The organism is Salinisphaera sp. G21_0 (genome assembly GCF_017744115.1).
GTDB lineage: Bacteria > Pseudomonadota > Gammaproteobacteria > Pseudomonadales > Endozoicomonadaceae > Endozoicomonas.
Window position 1 is genome coordinate 14522 of sequence record NZ_JAGHQW010000014.1, and the last position, 20425, is coordinate 34946.

The following is a 20425-nucleotide window of genomic DNA, read 5'->3' on the forward strand; positions in this document are numbered from 1 at the left end:
TTGAATACCTGTTGCCCATGCGTCCTGCCCCGGATGATTTGAAAATAACGGAGACACCAGGAGTCAATGTGTATTCCCAAACATCTGGTTTTATAGACATTTCAGCAAAATGAACTTCTGAATAGAGCAGCAGTCTGATTTTTATATTCTCATGAATTAATGAAATATAATTATGCACAGAACCTCCGCTGTCATCAGTGGTAGATACGCAAGATCAGATAACAATTACAACCAACCGGAAAACCATGCTGCTTATTCAGAGCGTGGACAGTATAGACATGCCACCGTCAGAAAGAGAGATAATATCCCCCGCACTACTCCGGAGCGTAATGAATTTTACCACTCTTCTGCCCCATACTTTGCCCAAAACCTGCCGTGCCGTTCAATAAACCCTGCTCAAGATTTCAATGCCCTCATCAAACAGGAAGTAATGGATGAACTGGTGAGTAAATCTGATCATTTCGGTTATCGTTATGATGGGAAAAATCACAGTCAATATGCCAATTCAATTAAGAGATACACGTTAGCTTCGCGAAGCCCCTTAACCCGAGCGGAACAAAGCCAGCTGATGATTTTTTTGCAAGATTATACCGCCACACGGCGTTGGAGTTGGCGAAGCCTGACAACAACACTTCATTCATTTACTTCAGCGGGTGTTTTTACCCCTCATAAACCCGTGGATGTTCGTGTCAGACACACTCAGGGCACCTTATTGTCAACGCTGTTTGATGCAATAGTATTCAAGTGCAACCGAAAAGCTGCAGCATGGGATATTGATGCCCAGGGAATCACCAACCTGCTGTGGGCCATGGCCAAACTGGTCGACAGCGGGCAGGAGCGAACACCAGGCCTCATCAAGGCTATGGCCGCGCTGTTGCCCCATGTGAACGCACAAAAAGATCAGTTTAATGCTCAGGGGATCACCAACCTGCTGTGGGCCATGGCGAAACTGGTGGTCAACGGGCAGAAGCGGACTCCGGGGATCAATGAGGCCGTGGCTGCGCTGCTGCCGCATGTGAACCTACAGAAAGCGAACTTTAAACCACAGGGAATCGCCAGCCTGCTGTGGGCCATAACCAAACTGGTTGAACACGGACAGCAGCGAACACCAGAACTCAACAAAGCCCTGGCTGCGTTGTTGCCCCAGGTAAACGCACAGAAAACTGACTTTAAACCACGGGAAATTGCCAACCTGCTGTGGGCCATGGCGAAACTGGTGGACAACGGGCTGGAGCAGACACCAGAGCTTAAAGAAGCTGTGGCCGCGCTGTTGCCCTGTGTGAACGCACAGAAAGGCCTATTTAATGCGCAGGATATCGCCAACCTTGTCTGGGCCATGGTGAAACTGATGGACAACGGGCTGGAGCAGACAACAGATCTCAGCGAGGCCGTAGCGGCGCTATTGCCCCTCGTGAACGCACAGAAAACCAACTTTAAACCACAGGGTATCGTCAACCTGCTGTGGGCCATGGCAAAACTGGTGGACAACGGGCTGGAGCAGACGACCGATCTCAGCGAGACCATAGCCGTGCTATTGCCCCACGTGAACGCACAGAAGGACCAATTTAATTCTCAGGGTATCGCCAACCTGCTGTGGGCCATGGCAAAACTGGTGGACAACGGGCTGGATCAGACAGCAGAACTCAAAGAGGCCGTGGTCGCGTTGCTGCTTCGCGTGAACGCACAGAAAGAACAATTTATTCCTCAGCAAATCGCCAACCTGCTATGGGCCATCGCGAAACTGGTGGACAACAGGCAGGAATGGACACCAGAACTCAACGAGGCTGTGGCCACGCTGTTGCCCCATGTGAACGGACAAAAAGACCAGTTTATGGCCCAGCATATCACCAACCTGATGTGGGCCATGGCAAAACTGGTGGACAACGGACTGGAGCAGACAGCAGAACTCAAAGAGGGGGTGGCCGCGCTATTGCCCAACGTGAAGGCAAAGAAAGCTGATTTTGAACCACAGGGTCTCGCCAACCTGCTGTGGGCCACGGCAAAACTGGTGGACCACGGGCAGGAAAGGACGCCAGAGCTCAACGGCGCTCTGGCCGCGCTGTTGCCTCACGTGATGGCACAGAAAGCTGAATTTAAACCAAAGGAAATCGCCAACCTGCTGTGGGCCATGGCGAAACTGGTGGACAACAAACAGGAGCGAACAACAGCACTCGAAAGGACCGTGGCCGCGTTGTTGCCTTATGTGAACGCTCAGAAAAGCCAATTTAATGCACAGGATATTGCCAACCTGCTGTGGTCCATGGCAAAACTGGTGGACAACGGACAGGACCGGACACCAGAGCTCACCCAAGCCGTGGCGGCACTGTTGATTCACGTGAACCCACAGGAAAAACAATTTATTCCCAAACATATCGCCAGCCTGCTGTGGGCCATGGCGAAACTGGTGGACAACGGGCTGGAGCAAACATCACGGCTCTTCAAGGCTGTGGCCGTGCTGTTGCCCATGGTAAACGCACAGAAAGACCAATTAACTCCCCAGCATATCACCAACCTGCTGTGGGCCATGGCGAAACTGGTGGACAACGGGCTGGAGCAAACACCGGAGTTTAACCAGGCTGTGGCCGTGCTGTTGCCTCATGTGAAGGCGCAGAAAGGCCAATTTAATACTCAGGGTATTACCAACCTGCTCTGGGCCATGGCAAAACTGGTGGACACCAGACAGGACCAGACACCAGAGTTCGACGAGGCCGTGGCTGCGCTGTTGCCCCACGTGAACGCACTGAAGGACCAATTTAATCCTCAGGGTATCGCCAACCTGCTGTGGGCCGTGGCAAAACTGGGTGAACTCATTGAGCTGAACGAGTTTACCACCACGTGCCAATCGCTTGTCTACCAAATCCGTGAAACTCCCCGGCTCTCTCAGCAAACCCTATTGATGTCTCTCTGGGGCGTCATGGTATGCTGCGCCAGGTTGTCTCTGGTCGCCACTGCCAATAAAAATGATGTGCTTGAAAAACACATGGATGACCTGTTTACTCGGCTGGGAAACACATCCCCCGACAATGAAGATGATCAATCCATCATTGCCATGGCCGCAAGCTGGCTTGGCAGAACGTGTCCGGTCATCCCCCATTACCAGACAACCATTTCAATACCTCAATCCAATTTCCGTGATCAACTCCAATCATGCATTCCCTCTTTAAAGATTGAAGAAGAAAAGTGTCTGAACTTATTGCCTCCGGTTGACCTGCTACTGCCAGATCACAACATGGTGATTGAAATTCAGGGACCATCTCATTACGCAAGTGCTGATTTCAAAACCAGGAATGGTTCGACTCTGCTGAAAATCGCACTGCTGAAAAAATCAGGATTTGAAGTCATTGAAATCCCGGCCAACATGCTTCGGAATCAGGATTCAATGAAATTATATATTGACCGAATAAAGACCAGGGCAGGCATCCCGCCACAGGGTCATTCTGTATCACTTAACAGAGAAGAGGCATACGTTACTACCGATAAAAGACCGCAAGACCACGGTTACTTAACTGCCAAAGAACCTTCAGAAGAGCAAACAGGTAAACCAAAAAGGAGAAAAAGGACGAGAAAAAAACCAGTAATCTCCTCCCTTCCATCATGACTCAAGAACCGTTTTCACATTCAAGGCAGTGCCAGCGTTGAACACATGCTGCCCATGCATCTCGTCCCGGATGATTTGAAAATAACGGATTGGTGGCATCAGGAGTAGATGAGTATCCCCAACCGTGTGGTTTTATCGACATTTCAGCAAAATGAACTTCTGAACAGAACAGCAGTCTGTTTTTTATATTTGCATGAATTAATGAAATATAACTATGCATAGAAGCTCTGCTGGTATCGGTGGTCAATACGCAGGATCAGGTAATAATTACAACCAACCGGATGACCATGCCGCTTATTCAAAGTGTGGACAATATAGACATGCCACCGTCAGAAAGAGGGATAATATCCCCCGCACTACTCCGGAGCGTAATGAATTTTACCACTCTTCTGGCCCATATTTTACCCAAAACCTGCCGTGCCGTTCAGTAAACCCTGCTCAAGATTTCAATGCCCTCATCAAACAGGAAGTAATGGATGATTTGATGAGTAAATCTGATCATTTCGGTTATCGTTACGATGGGAAAAATCACAGTCAATATGCCAACTCCATTAAAAGATACACGTTAGCTTCTCAAAGCCCCTTAACCCGAGGGGAACAAAGCCAGCTGCTGCGTTTTTTGCAAAATTACACAGCCACACGGCGTTGGAGTTGGCGAAGCCTGACAACAACACTTCATTCATTTACTTCAGCGGGTGTTTTTACCCCTCATAAACCCGTGGATGAGCGTGTCAGGCACACTCAGGTTGCCTTATTGTCAATGCTACTTGATGCAATAACATTCAAGTGCAACCGAAAAGCTGCAGCATGGGATATTGATGCCCAGGGAATCACCAACCTGCTGTGGGCCATGGCGAAACTGGTAGACAGCAGGCAGGAGCGAACACCAGGGTTCAACGAGGCTATGGCCGCGCTGCTGCCCCACGTGAACGAACAAAAAGATCAATTTAATGCTCTGGGGATCGCCAACCTGCTGTGGGCCATGGCAAAACTGGCGGTCAACGGGCATGAGCGGACTCCGGGGCTCAATGGGGCCGTGGCTGCGCTGTTGCCACATGTGAACCTACAGAAAGCGAACTTTAAACCACAGGGAATCGCCAACCTGCTGTGGGCCATCACAAAACTGGTTGAACACGGGCTGGAGCGAACACCAGAGCTCAACAAGGCCGTGGCCGCGATGTTGCCCCGGGTAAACGCACTGAAAACTGACTTTAAACCAAGGGACATTGCCAACCTGTTGTGGACCATGGCAAAACTGGTGGACAACTGGCAGGAGCGAACACCAGAGCTCAAAGAAGCCGTGGCCGCGCTGTTGCCCCTTGTGAACACACAGAAAGGCCAATTTAATGCGCAGGATATCACCAACCTGCTTTGGGCCATGGCAAAACTGGTGGACAACTGGCAGGAGCAAACACCAGGGCTCAAAGAGGCTCTGGTTGCATTACTGCCCCGGGTGAACGTACAGAAAGCTAACTTTAACACACAGGAAATCGCCAACCTGCTGTGGGCCATGGCAAAACTGGTGGACAACGGGCTGGAGCAGACAACAGATCTCAGCGAGGCCGTAGCGGCGCTATTGCCCCACGTGAACGCACAGAAAACTAACTTTAAACCACAGGGTATCGCCAACCTGCTGTGGGCCATGGCAAAACTGGTGGACAACGGGCTGGAGCTGACACCAAGCCTCAACGGAGTCGTGACCGCATTGCTGCCCCGCGTGAACGCAAAGAAAGAACAATTTATTACTCAGCAAATCGCCACCCTGCTGTGGGCCATCGCGAAACTGGTGGACAACAGGTATGAGCGGACACCAGAGCTCAACGAGGCTGTGGCCGCGCTGTTGCCCCGGATAAAAGCACAGAAAGACCAGTTTATTGCTCAGCATATCACCAACCTGATGTGGGCCATGGCGAAACTGGTGGACAACGGGCTGGAGCAGACAGCAGAACTCAAAGAGGCCGAGGCCGCTCTATTGCCCAACGTGAACGTACAGAAAGCTGATTTCAAACCGCAGGGTATCGCCAACCTGCTGTGGGCCATCGCGAAACTGGTGGACAACGGGCAGGACAGGACACCAGAGCTCAACGGGGCTCTGGCCGTGCTGTTGCCTCAAGTGATGGCACAGAAAGCTGAATTTAAACCAAAGGAAATCACCCACCTGCTGTGGGCCATGGCGAAACTGGTGGACAACGGGCAGGGGCGAATACCAGGACTCGAAAAGACCGTGGCCGCGCTGTTGCCCCACGTGAATGAACAGAAAGAGCAACTTATTCCTCAGCATATCGCCAACCTGCTGTGGGCCATGGCAAAACTGGTGGACAACGGGCAGGAGCAGACACCAAGCCTCAAAGAGGCCGTGGCTGCACTGTTGATTCACATGAACTCACAGAAAAAACAATTGACTCCTCAACATATCGCCAACCTGCTGTGGGCCATCGCGAAACTGGTGGACAACGGGCAGGAGCAGACACCAGAACTCAACGAGGCCGTGGCCGCGCTGTTGCCACACATGAACGCACAGAAAGCTAACTTTAACCCACAGGAAATCGCCAACCTGATGTGGGCCATGGCGAAACTGGTGGACAAAGGGCAGGAACAGGCACCAGAGCTCAAAGAGGCCGTGGCCTTGCTGTTGCCCAGCGTGAACGCGCAGAAAGACCAATTTAATGCTCAGGGTATCACCAACCTGCTCTGGTCCATGGCAAAACTGGTGGACAGCAAGCAGGGCCAGACACCAGAATTCAACGAGTCCGTAGCTGCCCTGTTGCCTTACGTGAACGCACAGAAGGATCAATTTAACCTTCAGGGTATTGCCAACCTGCTGTGGGCCATGGCAAAACTGGGTGAACTCATTGAGCTGAACGTGTTTACCGCCACATTCGAATCGCTTGTCTTCCGAATCTGTGAAACTCCCCGGCTCTCTCAGCAAACCATATTGATGTCTCTCTGGGGAGTCATGGTATGCTGCGCCAGGTTGTCTCTGGTCGCCACTGCCAATAAAAATAATGTGCTTGAAAAACACATGGATGACCTGTTTACTCGCCTGGGAAATACATCCCCCGACAATGAAGATGATCAATCCGTCATTGCCATGGCCGCAAGTTGGCTTGGCAGAACGTGTCCGATCATCCCCCATTACCAGACAACCATTTCAATACCTCAATCCAATTTCCGTGATCAACTCCAATCATGCATTCCCTCTTTAAAGATTGAAGAAGAAAAGTGTCTGAACTCATTGCCCCCGGTTGACCTGCTACTGCCAGATCACAACATTGTTATTGAAATTCAGGGACCCTCTCATTACGCAAGTGCTGATTTCAAAACCAGGAATGGTTCGACTCTGCTGAAAATCGCACTGCTGAAAAAATCAGGATTTGAAGTCATTGAAATCCCGGCTAACATACTTTGGAATCAGGATTTAATGAAATCATATATTGATCAAATAAAGACCAGGACAGGCATCCCGCCACAGGATCATTCTGTATCACTTAACAGAGAAGAGGCATACGTTACTACCGATAAAAGACCGCAAGAGCACGGTTACTTAACTGCCAAAGAACCTTCAGAAGAGCAAACAGGTAAATCAAAAAGGAGAAAAAGGACGAGAAAAAACCAGTAATCTCCTCCCTTCCATCATGACTCAAGAACCGTTTTCACATTCAAGGCAGTGCCAGCGTTGAACACCTGTTGCCCATGCAGCTCGCCCCGGATGATTTGAAAATAACGGATTGATGGCATGGCATCAGGGGTAGATGAGTATCCCCAACCGTTTGTGTTATCGACATTTCAGCAAAATGAACTTCTGATCAGAACAGCAGTCTACTTTTTATATTTTCATGAAATAATGAAATATAATTATGCATAGAAGCTCTGCTGGTATCGGTGGTCAATACGCAGGATCAGGTAATAATTACAACCAACCGGATGACCGTGCCGCTTATTCAGGGCGTGGGCGATACAGACATGCCACAGTCAGAAAATGGGATAATCCCCCCCGCACTAACCCGGGGCGTGATAAATTTTACCGATCTTCTGCCGTACGCTCCTCACAACATATGCAGTACCGTTCGGTAAAACCTGCTCAAGATTTTAATCCCCTCATCAAACAGGAAATAATAGATGGCCTGGTGAGTAAATCTGATCGGCTCGGTCATCGCTATGATGGCAGGCATCATGGCCAATACGCCAGTTCCATTAAAAAATACACGTCGGCTGCTAAAAGACCGTTAAATCGAGCGGAACAACGCCAGCTGATATGTGTGCTGCAAAATTTTACAGCAACGCGGAGCTGGAATTGGCTAAGTCTGACAACAACACTTCATTCATTTACCTCAGCGGGTGTTTTTACCCTTCATAAACCCATGGATCAGCTGGTTCAGCTTACTCAAGCAGTCTTATTGTCAACGCTACTTGATGCATTAATATTCAAGTGCAACCAAAAACCTGAAGCCAGGGATATTGATGCCCGGGGCATCGCCAACCTGCTGTGGGCCATGGCGAAACTGGTGGACAACGGGCAGGAGCGGACACCAGAACTCAAAGAGGCCATTGCCGCGCTATTGCCCCACATGAACGCACAGAAAGACCAGTTTATTCCTCAGCATATCGCCAACCTGCTGTGGGCTATGGCAAAACTGGTGAACAACGTGCAGGCGCAGACACCAGAACTCAATGGGGCCATGGCCGCCTTGTTGCCCCGCGTGAATGCACTGAAAGACCGATTTAAGAGCCAGGGTATCGCCAACCTGCTGTGGGCCATGGCAAAACTGGTGGACAGCGGACTGGAGCGGACACCAGAACTCAACGGGGCCGTGGCCGCTCTGTTGCCCCACATGAACGCACAGAAAGCTAACTTTAACCCACAGGAAATCGCCAACCTGCTGTGGGCCATGGCAAAACTGGTGGACAATGGCCAGGAGCGAACACCAGAGTTCAACGAGGCCTTAGCCGCGCTGTTACCTCACATGAACGCACAGAAAGCTGACTTTAACTCACAGGAAATCGCCAACCTGCTGTGGGCCATGGCGAAACTGGTGGACCTTGACCAGCAGCAAACACCAGAACTCAACGAAGCCGTGGCCGCGCTGTTGCCCCACGTGAACATACAGAAAGCTAACTTTAAACCACAGGAAATCGCCAACCTGCTATGGGCCATGGCAAAACTGGTGGACAATGGGCAGAAACGGACACCAGAGCTCAAAAAGGCGGTAGCCGCGCTGTTGCCCAGCGTGAACCCACAGAAAGCTTACAAACCACGGGATATTGCCAACATGCTGTGGGCCATGGCGAAACTGGTGGACAACGGGCAGGAGCAGACACCGGAGCTCAAAGCGGCCGTAGCCGCGCTGTTGCATTGCGTAAACACACAGACTGCAAACTTTAAGCCAAAAGGTATCGTCAACCTGCTGTGGGGCACGGCGAAACTGGTGGACAACGGGCTGGATCCGACGCCAGGTCTCAAAGAAGCTGTCACCGCACTGTTACCCCACGTGAATGCATATAAAGACCAATTTAATGCCCAGGCTATTGCCAACCTGTTCTGGGCCATGGCGAAACTGGTGGACAACGGGCAGGAGCAGTTACCAGGGTTCAACAAGGCCGTGGTTGGCATGTTGCCCCACGTGAACGCACAGAAAGCTAACTTTAAGCCACAGGAAATCGCCAATCTGCTGTGGGCCATAGTGAAGATGGTGAACAAGGGGCTGGTGCGGACAGCAGAACTGAAAGGGGCCGTGGCCGCGCTGTTGCCCCACGTGAACACACAGAAAAACAAATTTAATGCCCAGGAAATTGCCAACCTGTTTTGGGCCATTGCAAAACTGGTGGACAACGGGCAAGAGCAAACACCTGGGCTCAATGAAGCTGTCAACGCGCTGTTATCCAACGTAAACGCACAGAATGCCAACTTTAAACCAGTGGATATTGCCAGCCTGCTGTGGGCCATAGCGAAACTGGGTGAGTTCGTTGAGTTGAACGTGGTTACCTCTATGTTCGAATCTCTTGTCTACAGAACCCATGAAAACCCTCTACTCTCCGGGCAAGATATATTGATGTCGCTCTGGGGAGTAATGGTATGCTGTGCCAGGTTGTCTCTGCTCTCCAACGCCAATAAAAATAACGTACTTGAAATGCACATGGATGATCTCTTTACTCGCCTGGAGAATGCATGCCCGGACAATGAAGAAGATCAACGCATCATTGCCATGGCCTCAAGTTGGCTTGGCAGACCGTGTCCGGTCGTCCCTCATTACCAGACTACCAGGTCAAAACTTCAATCTGACTTTCGCGATCAACTCCAATCATGCTTTCCCTCTTTGAAGATAGAAGAAGAAAAGAGTCTGAACTCATTACCTCCGGTTGACCTGTTACTGCCAGATCTCAACATTGTGATTGAAATTCAGGGACCCTTTCATTACGTGAGTAACGATTTCAAAACCCGGAATGGTTCGACTCTGCTTAAAATTGCACTGCTGCAAAAAGCAGGATTTGAGGTTATTGAAATCCCGGTTAACCAGCTTTTGAACCGGGATTTAATCAAACGATGTATTAATCAAATAAAGACCAGGGTGAACACCCCGCCACAGGGGCATGGCTCTGAATCATTTACACGCACAGGGACAGATGAGGCATACTTTGCTGCCGATGCAGGATGGCAAGATCACGGTTACTTAACCGCCGAAGAACATAGAGCAGAGCAACCAGGCAAACCAAAAAGTAGAACAAGGAAGAGAAAAAAAAAGCCAGTAATCTCCCCCCTTCCATCATGACTCAAGAACCGTTTTCACATTCAAGGGAATGAGTGTCAGAACACATGTTGTTCATGAATCTCGCCCCGGATGATTTTCAATAACGGATGGGTAACATCAGGAGTCGATGTGTATCCCCAAATACCTGGTTTTATCGACATTTCAGTTAAATGAACTTCTGAACAGAATAACAGTCTGCCTTTTATATTTTCATGAATTAATGAAATATCATTATGGATAGAAGCTCTGCTGGTATCAGTGGTAAATACGCAAAATCAGGTAATGATTACAACCAACCGGATGACCGTGTCGCTTCTTCAATGGGTGGGCGATACAGACATGGCACAGTCAGAAAGTGGGATAATTCCCTCCGCAATACTCCGGAGGTCAACAAATTTCACCATTCTTCGGCCGCAAGCTCTTCTCAAGATCTACAGCGCCGTTCAGTAAACCCTGCCCAGGATTATAATGCCCTTATCAAACAGGAGGTAATGGAAAGCCTGGTGAGAAAATCGGATCACATGGGTTATCACTATGATGGGAGATATCACGGACAATATGCCAGTTCAATTAAAAAATATACGTCAGCTTCTAAAAGACCTCTAAATCGAGCTGAACAAGTCAAGCTGATACGTTTACTGCAAAATTTTACCGCAACACGGAGCTGGAATTGGCGAAGCCTGACGACAACACTTCATTCATTGACTTCAGCGGGTGTTTTTACCCCTCATAACCCCATGGATGAGCGTGTTACACGTACACAAGCTGCCTTATTGTCAACGCTACTTGATGCAATAATATTTAACTGCAACCACAAAACTGAAGCGAGGAGGAATATTGATCCCCAGGGCATAACCAATCTGCTGTGGGCCATAGCGAAACTGGTGGACAGAGGGCAGGAGCTGACACCAGAGCTCAAAGAGGCTGTGGCCGTGCTGTTGCCCCGCGTAAACGCAAACAAAGACCAATTTAATGCCCAGGGAATCGCCAACCTGCTGTGGGCCATAGCGAAACTGGTGAACAACTGGGAGTGGACACCCCAGCTCAAAGAAGCTGTGCCCGCGCTGTGGCCCCAGGTAAACGCACAGAAAGCTAACTTTGATCCACAGGAAATCGCCAGCCTGCTGTGGGCCATGGCGAAACTGGTAAGCAACGGGCAGGAGCGGACACCAGAACTCAAAGAGGCCCTGGCCGTACTTCTGCCCCATGTGAACGCACAGAAAGACCAATTTAATACCCAGGGTATCGCCAACCTGTTGTGGGCCATGGCGAAACTGGTAGACAACGGGGAGTTAGCACCAAAGCTCAAAGAAACTGTGGCCACGCTGTTGCCCCAAGTGAAACCACTGAAAACTCAATTTAACCCACAGGAAATCGTCAACCTGCTGTGGGCAATGGCGAAACTGGTGAACAACGGGCAGGAGCGGACACCAGAACTCAAAGAGGCCCTGACCCTGCTTTTGCATCAAGTGAACGCAAAGAAAGACCAATTTAGTCACCAGGGTCAGGGTATCGCCAACCTGCTGTGGGCCATGGCGAAACTGGTGGACAACGGGCTGGAGCGGACACCAGCGTTCAAAAAGGCTGTGGCCGCGCTGGTACCCCATGTGAGCGGAGAGAAAACTCGCTTTAACCCACAGGAAACCGCCAACCTGCTGTGGGCCATGGCGAAACTGGCGGACAGCGGGCAGGCGCGAACACCAGGGCTCTACCGGGCCGTAGCCGCGCTGATACCCCGCGTGAACACACAGAAGGCTCACTTTACTCCACAGGAAATCGCCAACCTGCTGTGGGCCATGGCGAAACTGGTGGACAACGGGCAGAAGCAGACACAAGAGTTCAAAAAGACCGTGGCCGCACTGTTGCCCCATGTGAATGCAAAGAAAGACCAATTTAGTGCCCAGGGGATCGCCAACCTGCTCTGGGCCATGGGGAAACTGGTGGACAGCGGCCAGCAGCAGGCACCAGACCTGATCGCGGCTGTGGCCGTGATGTTACCCTACGTGAAGGCAAAAAAAGACCAGTTTATTCCTCAGAATATCGCCAACCTGCTGTGGGTCATGGCGAAGTTGGTGGACAACGGCTTTGAGCAGCCCCCCGGGCTCAAACAGGCCGTGGCCACGCTGTTGCCCTGCGTGCACGCAAAAAAAGACCAATTTAAGGCCCAGGGTATCACCAACCTGCTGTGGGCCATGGCGAAACTTGTGGACAACGGGCAGGAACGGACACCAGGGCTCAGAGAAGCTGTGGCTGTGCTGTTGAGCCTCGTGAACGCACAGAAAGACCAATTCAGTGCCCAGGGCATCGCCAACCTGTTCTGGGCCATGGCGAAACTGGTGGAGAACGGGCAAGAGCAAACACGTGGGCTCAAAGAAGCGGTGGTTGCCCTGTTACCCCAAATGAGTGTACAGACAGCTAACTTTAACCCACAGGAAATAGCCAACCTGCTGTGGGCCATGGCAAAACTGGTGGACAACGGCTTTGAGCAGACACCAGATCTCAACGAAGCCATAACCGGGCTGTTGCCCTGTGTGAATGCACAGAAAGACCAATTTAAGGCCCAGGGTATCGCCAACCTGCTGTGGGCCATGGCGAAACTTGTGGACAACGGGGAGGAGCGGACACCAGAGCTCAACGATGCTGTGGCCACACTGTTGACCCACATGAGCACACGGAGAGACCAATTTACTCCTCAGCATATCGCCAACCTGCTGTGGGCCATGGCGAAACTGGTGGACAACGGGCTGGAGCGGACACCAATGCTCAAAGAGGCCGTGGCCGCGCTGTTGCCCAACGTGAAGACACAGAAAGAGCAATTTACTCCTCAGCAGATCGCCAACCTGCTATGGGCTATTGCGAAACTGGTGGACAAAGGGGAGTGGACACCAGATCTCAAAGCTGCTGTGGCCACGCTGTTGACTCACGTGAACGCATATCAAGGTAACTTTAAACCACAGGAAATCGTCAACCTCCTGTGGGCCATGGCGAAACTGGTGGACAACGGCCAGGAGCTGACACCAAGGTTCAAAAAAGCCCTGGCCGAACTGTTGCCCCACATGAACGCACATAAAGACCAATTTAATGCCCAGGGGATCACCAACCTCCTGTGGGCCATGGCGAAACTGATGGACAGCGGCCAGGAGCGGGTTCCGGAACTCAACGAGGCTGTGGCTGCACTTTTGCCCTGCGTGAACGCACAGAAAGACCAGTTTATTCCTCAGCATATCGCCAACCTGCTGTGGTGCATAGCAAAAATGGGTGAGCTTGTTGAGCTGAACGAGGTTATCTCTACGTTCGAATCGCTGGTCTACCGAATCAGTGAAAATCCTCAGCTCTGTCAACAAACGATATTTATGTCTCTCTGGGGAGTCATGGTATGCTGTGCCAGGTTGTCTCTGGTCTCCAATGCCAATAAAAATAACGTGCTTGAAAAACACATGGATGACCTGTTTACCCGGCTGGAAAATACCTGCCCAGACAATCAAGAGGATCAATCCATCATTGCCATGGCCGCCAGTTGGCTTGGCAGAGCCTATCCGGTGACTCCCTGTTACCCGACAATCATGTCAAGACATCAGTCCAACTTCCGTAATCAACTCCAATCATGCATTCCTTCTTTGCAGATTGAAGAAGAAAAGAGTCTGAACTCATTACCTCCAGTCGACCTGCTACTGCCAGATCACAACATTGTGATTGAAATCCAGGGACCGTTTCATTACGTAAATGGTGATTTCAACACCAGGAATGGTTCGACCCTGCTTAAAATCGCACTATTGCAAAAAGCAGGATTTGAGGTCATTGAAGTCCCGTTTAAACAGATTTGTAACCGGGACTTAATGAAACTGTGTATTGATCAAGTAAAGACCAGGGTAAACATCCCGCCACAGGGGCATGACTCTGAATCATTTACCAGCGGGGATACAGATGGGGAATACTTTACTGCCGATGAAGGGTGGGAAGAACAAGGTTACTTCACCGCCGAAGAAACTGCAGAACAGCAACCACGCAAACCAAAAAGCAAAAAAAAGAAGAAAAAATGCCAGTAATCCCCCCCCCTTCCATCATGACTCAAAAACCGTTGCCACATTCAAGGGATGGCGTGCCAGCATTGAACACATGTTGTTCATGAATTTCGCCCCGGATGATTTGCAAATAACGGATGGGTGACACCAGGAGTCGATGTGTATCCCCAAACACCTGGCTTTATAGACATTTCACAAAAATGAACTTCTGAGCAGAACCGCAGTCTGCTTTTTATATTTTCATGAATTAATGAAATATAATTATGGATAGAAGTTCTGCTGGTATCAGTGGTCAATACACAAGATCAGGTAATCATTACAACCAACCGAATGACCATGCCCCTTCTTCAGGGCGTGGACATTATAGACATGCCACAGTCAGACAGCGGGATAATCACTCCCGCTCTATCCCCGGGCGTAATGAGTTTTCCCATTCTTTTGGCGTACCCTCTTCTCAGTATCTGCTTTGCCGTTCAGTATACCCTGCTCAAGATTTCAGTGCCCTCATCCAACAGGAAATAGTGGCTGGTCTGGCAAGTCAATTTGATCGGTTCGGTTATCGCTATGATGGGAAACATCATGGTCTATATGCCAGTTCAATTAAAAATTACACGTCAGCTGCTAAAAGACCATTAAATCGAGCCGAGCAAAGTCAGCTGATACGTTTACTGCAAAATTTTTCCGTAACACGGAGCTGGAATTGGCGAAGTCTGACGACAACACTCCATTCATTTATTTCAGCGGGTGTATTTACCCCGCATAACACCATGGAGGAGCGTGTTAAGCGTACTCAAGCTGCCTTACTGTCGACGCTACTTGATGCAATCATATTCAAGTGCAACCAAAAACCTGAAGCCAGAGATATTGATGCCCGGGGAATCGCCAACCTGCTGTGGGCCCTGGCGAAACTGGCAGGCAACGGGCAGGAGTGTACACCAGGGCTCAAAGAGGCCGTGGCCGCTCTATGGCCCCACGTAAACACACAGAAAACCAACTTTAAACCACAGGAAATCGCCAACTTGCTGTGGGCTATGGCGAAACTGGTGGACAATGGCCAGAAGCGAACACCAGAGCTCAACGAAGCCTTAGCCGCGCTGTTGCCTCACATGAACGCACAGAAAGCTAACTTTAAACCACAGGAAATCACCAACCTGCTGTGGGCCATGGCGAAACTGGTGGACAATGGCCAGGAGCAAACACCAGATCTCAACGAGGCCCTGGTCGCGCTGTTGCCACAGGTGAACGTACAGAAAGCTGACTTTAAACCACAGGAAACCGCCAACCTGCTATGGGCCATGGCGAAACTGGTGGACAATGGCCAGGAGCGAACACCAGAGTTTAAAGAGGCCATCGCCGCACTGTTGCCACAGGTGAACGCACAGAACACCAGATTTAACCCACAGGGTCTCACCAACCTGCTTTGGGCCATAGCCAAACTGGTAGTCCACGGGCAGAAGCAGACACCCGAAATCAAGGCGGTCGTGGCCGCATTGTTACCCCCCGTGAACGCACAAAAAGCTAACTTTAAATCACAGGAAATCACCAACCTGTTATGGGCTATGGCGAAACTGGTGGACAACGGGCAGGAACAGACACCTGAAATCAAAAAGACCGTCGCCGCGCTGTTATCCCGCGTGAACGCACGGAAAGACCAATTTAATGCCCGGGGGATCGCCAACTTGTTCTGGGCCATGGCAAAACTGGTGGACAACGGGCAAGAACGGACACCAGAGTTCAAAGCGGCTCTGTTCGCGTTGTTGCCCCACGTGAACGTACAAAGAGACCAATTTAATGCCCAGGGGATCACCAACCTGCTATGGACCCTGGCGAAACTGGTGGACAACGGGCAGGAGCAGACACCCGACATCAAAAAGACCGTGGCCGCGCTGTTGCCCCGCGTCGTGAATGCACAGAAAGACCAATTGATTCCTCAGAATATCGCCAACCAGCTGTGGGCCCTGGCGAAACTGGTGGACAACGGGCAGGAGCAGACACCTGAAATCAAAAAGACCGTGGCCGCGCTGTTGCCCCACGTGAACGCAAAGATAGCTGACTTTAACCCACAGGAAATCGCCAACCTGCTGTGGGCCATGGCGAAACTGGTGGACAACGGGCAGGAGCAGACACCTGAAATCAAAAAGACCGTGGCCGCGCTGTTGCCCCACGTGAACGCAAAGAAAGCTGACTTTAACCCACAGGAAATCGCCAACCTGCTGTGGGCCATGGCGAAACTGGTGGACAACGGGCAGGAGAAGATACCAGCCCACAACGAGGCGGTGGCCGCCCTGTTGCCCCTCGTGAATGCCCGGAAAGACCAATTCATTCCTCAGCACATCGCCAACCTGCTGTGGGCCATGGCAAAACTGGTGAACAACAGGGAGTCGACACCAGAGCTCAAAGAAGCTGTGGCCGCGCTGTTGCCCCGGGTGAACGCACTGAAAGACCAATTTATTCCTCAACATATCGCCAACCTGCTGTGGGCCATAGCGAAACTGATGGACAACGGGCATGAACGGACACCAGCGCTCAACGAGGCTGTTGCCACGCTGTTGCCTCACGTGAACGCACAGAAAGACCAATTTAATCCTCAGCACATCGTCAACCTGCTGTGGGCCATGGCGAAACTGCTGGACAACGGGCAGGAGTGGACTCCAGAGTTCAAAGCGCCCGTGGCCGCGCTGTTGCCCCACGTGAACGCACAGAAAGACCAATTTATTCCTCAGGCTATCTCCAACCTGCTGTGGGCCATGGCGAAACTGGGTGAACTCGTTGAGCTGAACGTGGCTACCTCTATCTTCAAATCGCTTGTCCACAAAATCAGTGAAAACCCTCAGCCCTCTCAGCAAGATATATTTATGTCTCTCTGGGGCGTAATGGTATGCTGTGCCAGGTTGTCTATGGTCTCCAATGCCAATAACAGTACCGTGCTTGAAAAGCACATGGATGACCTGTTTACTCGCCTGGAAAATACACCGCCGAACAATGAAAAGGATCAGCGCGTCATTGCCATGGCCGCCAGTTGGCTTGGCAGACCGTGTCCGATCGTCCCCCCTTACCAGACAACCATTTCAAAACCTCAAACCGACTTCTGCGACCAACTCCAATCATGCATTCCCTCTTTGAAGATTGAAAAAGAAAAGAGTTTGAACTCATTACCCCCGGTTGACCTGTCACTGCCAGATCACAACATAGTGATTGAAATTCAGGGACCATTTCATTACGTGAATGGCGATTTCAAAACCCGGAATGGTTCAACTCTGCTTAAAATTGCACTGCTGCAAAAATCAGGATTTGAGGTTATTGAAATCCCGATTAACCAGCTTTGGAACCGGGATTCCATAATACGATGGATTAATCAAATAAAGGCCAGGATAAACACTCCACCAAAGGGGCATGGCTCTGAATCATTTCACAATCCAGAGTAGTTGTTCTTCTCCAACCATTTGCGTTTATAGACAGTTCAGCAAAATGAACTTCTGAACAGAACAGCAGTCTGCTTTTTATATTCTCATGAATTAATGAAATATAATTATGGATAGCAGATCTGCTGGTATCAGTGGTAAATACACAAGATCAGATAATAACCGACCTGATGACCAGGCTGCTTTTTCAAGGCGTGGGCGATATAGACATGCCACAGTCAAACAATGGGATAATCCCCCCCGCACTGCACCGGGTCGCAATGAATTTTACCATTCTTCTGGAGCAAGCTCTTCTCAACATCTACAGTGCCGTTCAGTAAACCCTGCTCAGGATTTTAATGCCCTCGTTAAACAGGAAATAATGGATGGCCTGGTGAGTAAATCGGATCATTTCGGTCATCGCTATGATGGGAGAGATCACAGTCGATATGCCAGTTCAATTAAAAAATACACGTCAACTGCTAAAAGACCGCTAAATCGAGCTGAACAAAGCCAGCTGATGCGTTTCCTGCAAAATTTCACAGCAACGCGGAGCTGGAACTGGCGAAGCCTGACGACGACACTTCATTCATTTACATCAGCGGGTGTTTTTGCCCCCCATAAATCCATGGATGAGCGTGTTAAGCTTACTCAAGCTCACTTATTGTCAACACTACTGGATGCAATAATATTTAACTGCAGCCAAAAAACTGAAGCCAGGAATATTGATGCCCGGGGTATCGCCAACCTGCTTTGGGCCATGGCAAAACTGGTGGCCAACGGGCTGGAGCGGACATCAGAGTTCAACGAGGCCGTTGTCGTGCTGTTGCCCCACGTGAACGTACAGAAAGACCAATTTAAGGCCCAGGGCATTGCCAACCTGCTGTGGGCCATGGCGAAACTGGCGGACAACGGGCTGGAGCGGACACCAGGGCTCAACGAGGCCGTGGCCGCCCTGTTGCCCCTTGTGGACGCACAGAAAAACCAACTTAATGCCCAGGGCATTGCCAACCTGCTGTGGGCCATGGCGAAACTGATAGACAACGGTCAGGAGTCGACCCCTGCGTTCAACGAGGCGGTGGCTGCACTTTTGCACCACGTGAACGCAAAAGACCAATTTAAAGCCCAGGGCATTGTCAACCTGCTCTGGGCCATAGCGAAACTGGTGGACAACCGGCTGGAGCGGACACCAGGGCTCAAAGAGGCCGTGGCCGCCCTTCTGCCCCTCGTGAACGCACAGAAAAACCGACTTAATGCCCAGGGCATTGCCAACCTGCTGTGGGCCATGGCGAAACTGGTGGACAACGGGCTGGAGCGGACACCAAGGCTCAAAGAGGCGGTGGTCGCGCTGTTGCCCCACGTGAATACACAGAAAGACCAATTTATTCCTCAGCATATCGCCAACCTGCTGTGGGCTATGGCGAAACTGGTGGACAACGGGCAGGAGAAGATACCAGCGCTCAACGAGGCGGTGGCCGCGCTGTTGCCCCGCGTTAATGCCCGGAAAGACCAATTTAATCCTCAGCACATCGCCAACCTGCTGTGGGCCATGGCAAAACTGGTGGACAACGGGGAGTGGACACCAAAGCTCAAAGAAGCTGTGGCCGCACTGTTGCCCCACGTGAACGCACAGAAAGACCAATTTATTCCTCAGCACATCGCCAACCTGCTTTGGGCCATGGCGAAACTGATGGACAACGGGCATGAAAAGACACCAGCGCTCAACGAGGCTGTGGCCACGCTATTGCCTCACGTGAACGCACAGAAAGACCAATTTATTCCTCAGCACATCGCCAACCTGCTGTGGGCCATGGCGAAACTGGTGGACAACGGGCAGGAGTGGACACCAGAGTTGAAAACAGCCGTGGCCGTGCTGTTACCCCACGTGAACGCACAGAAAGCTAACTTTAAACCACAGGGTATCGCCAACCTGCTGTGGGCCATGGCGAAACTGGGTGAGCTCGTTGAGCTGAAGGTGGTTACCTCTATCTTCAAATCGCTTGTCCACAAAATCAGTGAAAACCCTCAGCTCTCTCAGCAAAGCATATCTATGTCCCTCTGGGGTATAATGGTGTGCTGTGCCAGGTTGTCTCTGGTCTCCAATGCCAATAAAAATAACGTGCTTGAAAAGCACATGGATGACCTGTTTACTCGCCTGGAAAATACATCCCCGGATAATGAAGAGGATCAAACCATCATTGCCATGGCCGCCAGTTGGCTTGGCAGAGCGTGTCCGTTCGCCCCCCATTACCAGACAATGACTTCAAAACTTCAAACTGTCGTCCGCAATCACCTCAAATCATGCTTGCCCTCTTTGAAGATTGAAGAAGAAAAGAGTCTGAACTCATTACCTCCGGTTGACCTGCTACTGCCAGATCACAACATGGTGATTGAAGTTCAGGGGTCGTCTCATTACGTGAATGGTGATTTCAAAACCCGGAATGGTTCGACGCTGCTGAAAATCGCGCTGCTGCAAAAAGCAGGGTTTGAGGTCATTGAAATTCCAGCTAACCAGCTTTGTAACCAGGATTTAAGGAAACCATTTATTGATCAAATAAAGGCCAGGGTAAACATCTTGCGTTTTCACAATCCAGAGTAGTTGTTCTTCTCCAACCACTTGCGTTTATAGACAGCTCAGCAAAATGAACTTCTGAGCAG

7 protein-coding genes are annotated in these 20425 nt (G+C 50.6%); 6 read left to right on the top strand and 1 reads right to left on the bottom strand.

Annotated elements, in window-relative coordinates; translation table 11 throughout:
• Positions 1–172 precede the first annotated feature (172 nt).
• Positions 173–3598, top strand: a complete 3426-nt coding sequence (locus tag J7439_RS27475; protein ID WP_209201389.1) for a DUF1601 domain-containing protein — start codon at positions 173–175, stop codon at positions 3596–3598.
• Position 3599: 1 nt separating this feature from the next.
• On the opposite strand, the gene J7439_RS08440 is transcribed toward J7439_RS27475, so the two are convergent.
• Positions 3600–3818: a hypothetical protein gene (locus J7439_RS08440; RefSeq protein ID WP_209201390.1), complete on the bottom strand. Its 219-nt coding sequence runs from the start codon at positions 3816–3818 to the stop codon at positions 3600–3602.
• On the opposite strand from J7439_RS08440, the gene J7439_RS08445 reads away from it, so the two are divergent.
• The 5 genes from J7439_RS08445 (at position 3813) to J7439_RS08465 (ending at position 20366) form a co-directional block, all read left to right on the top strand.
• Positions 3813–7217 carry an RAP domain-containing protein gene (locus J7439_RS08445; RefSeq protein WP_209201391.1) on the top strand — a complete coding sequence of 1135 codons (3405 nt, stop codon included), beginning with the start codon at positions 3813–3815 and terminating at the stop codon, positions 7215–7217. The genes J7439_RS08440 and J7439_RS08445 overlap by 6 nt on opposite strands.
• A gap of 238 nt (positions 7218–7455) precedes the next feature.
• Positions 7456–10365 carry an RAP domain-containing protein gene (locus tag J7439_RS08450; protein ID WP_209201392.1) on the top strand — a complete coding sequence of 970 codons (2910 nt, stop codon included), beginning with the start codon at positions 7456–7458 and terminating at the stop codon, positions 10363–10365.
• A gap of 212 nt (positions 10366–10577) precedes the next feature.
• Positions 10578–14390 carry an RAP domain-containing protein gene (locus tag J7439_RS08455; RefSeq protein ID WP_209201393.1) on the top strand — a complete coding sequence of 1271 codons (3813 nt, stop codon included), beginning with the start codon at positions 10578–10580 and terminating at the stop codon, positions 14388–14390.
• A 239-nt stretch (positions 14391–14629) separates the two neighbouring features.
• Complete coding sequence (locus J7439_RS08460) at positions 14630–17791, top strand: RAP domain-containing protein (protein WP_209201394.1); 3162 nt, start codon at positions 14630–14632, stop codon at positions 17789–17791.
• 106 nt (positions 17792–17897) lie between these two features.
• Positions 17898–20366, top strand: coding sequence for an RAP domain-containing protein (locus tag J7439_RS08465; protein ID WP_209201395.1), 2469 nt, complete (start codon positions 17898–17900; stop codon positions 20364–20366).
• Positions 20367–20425: the final 59 nt, after the last annotated feature.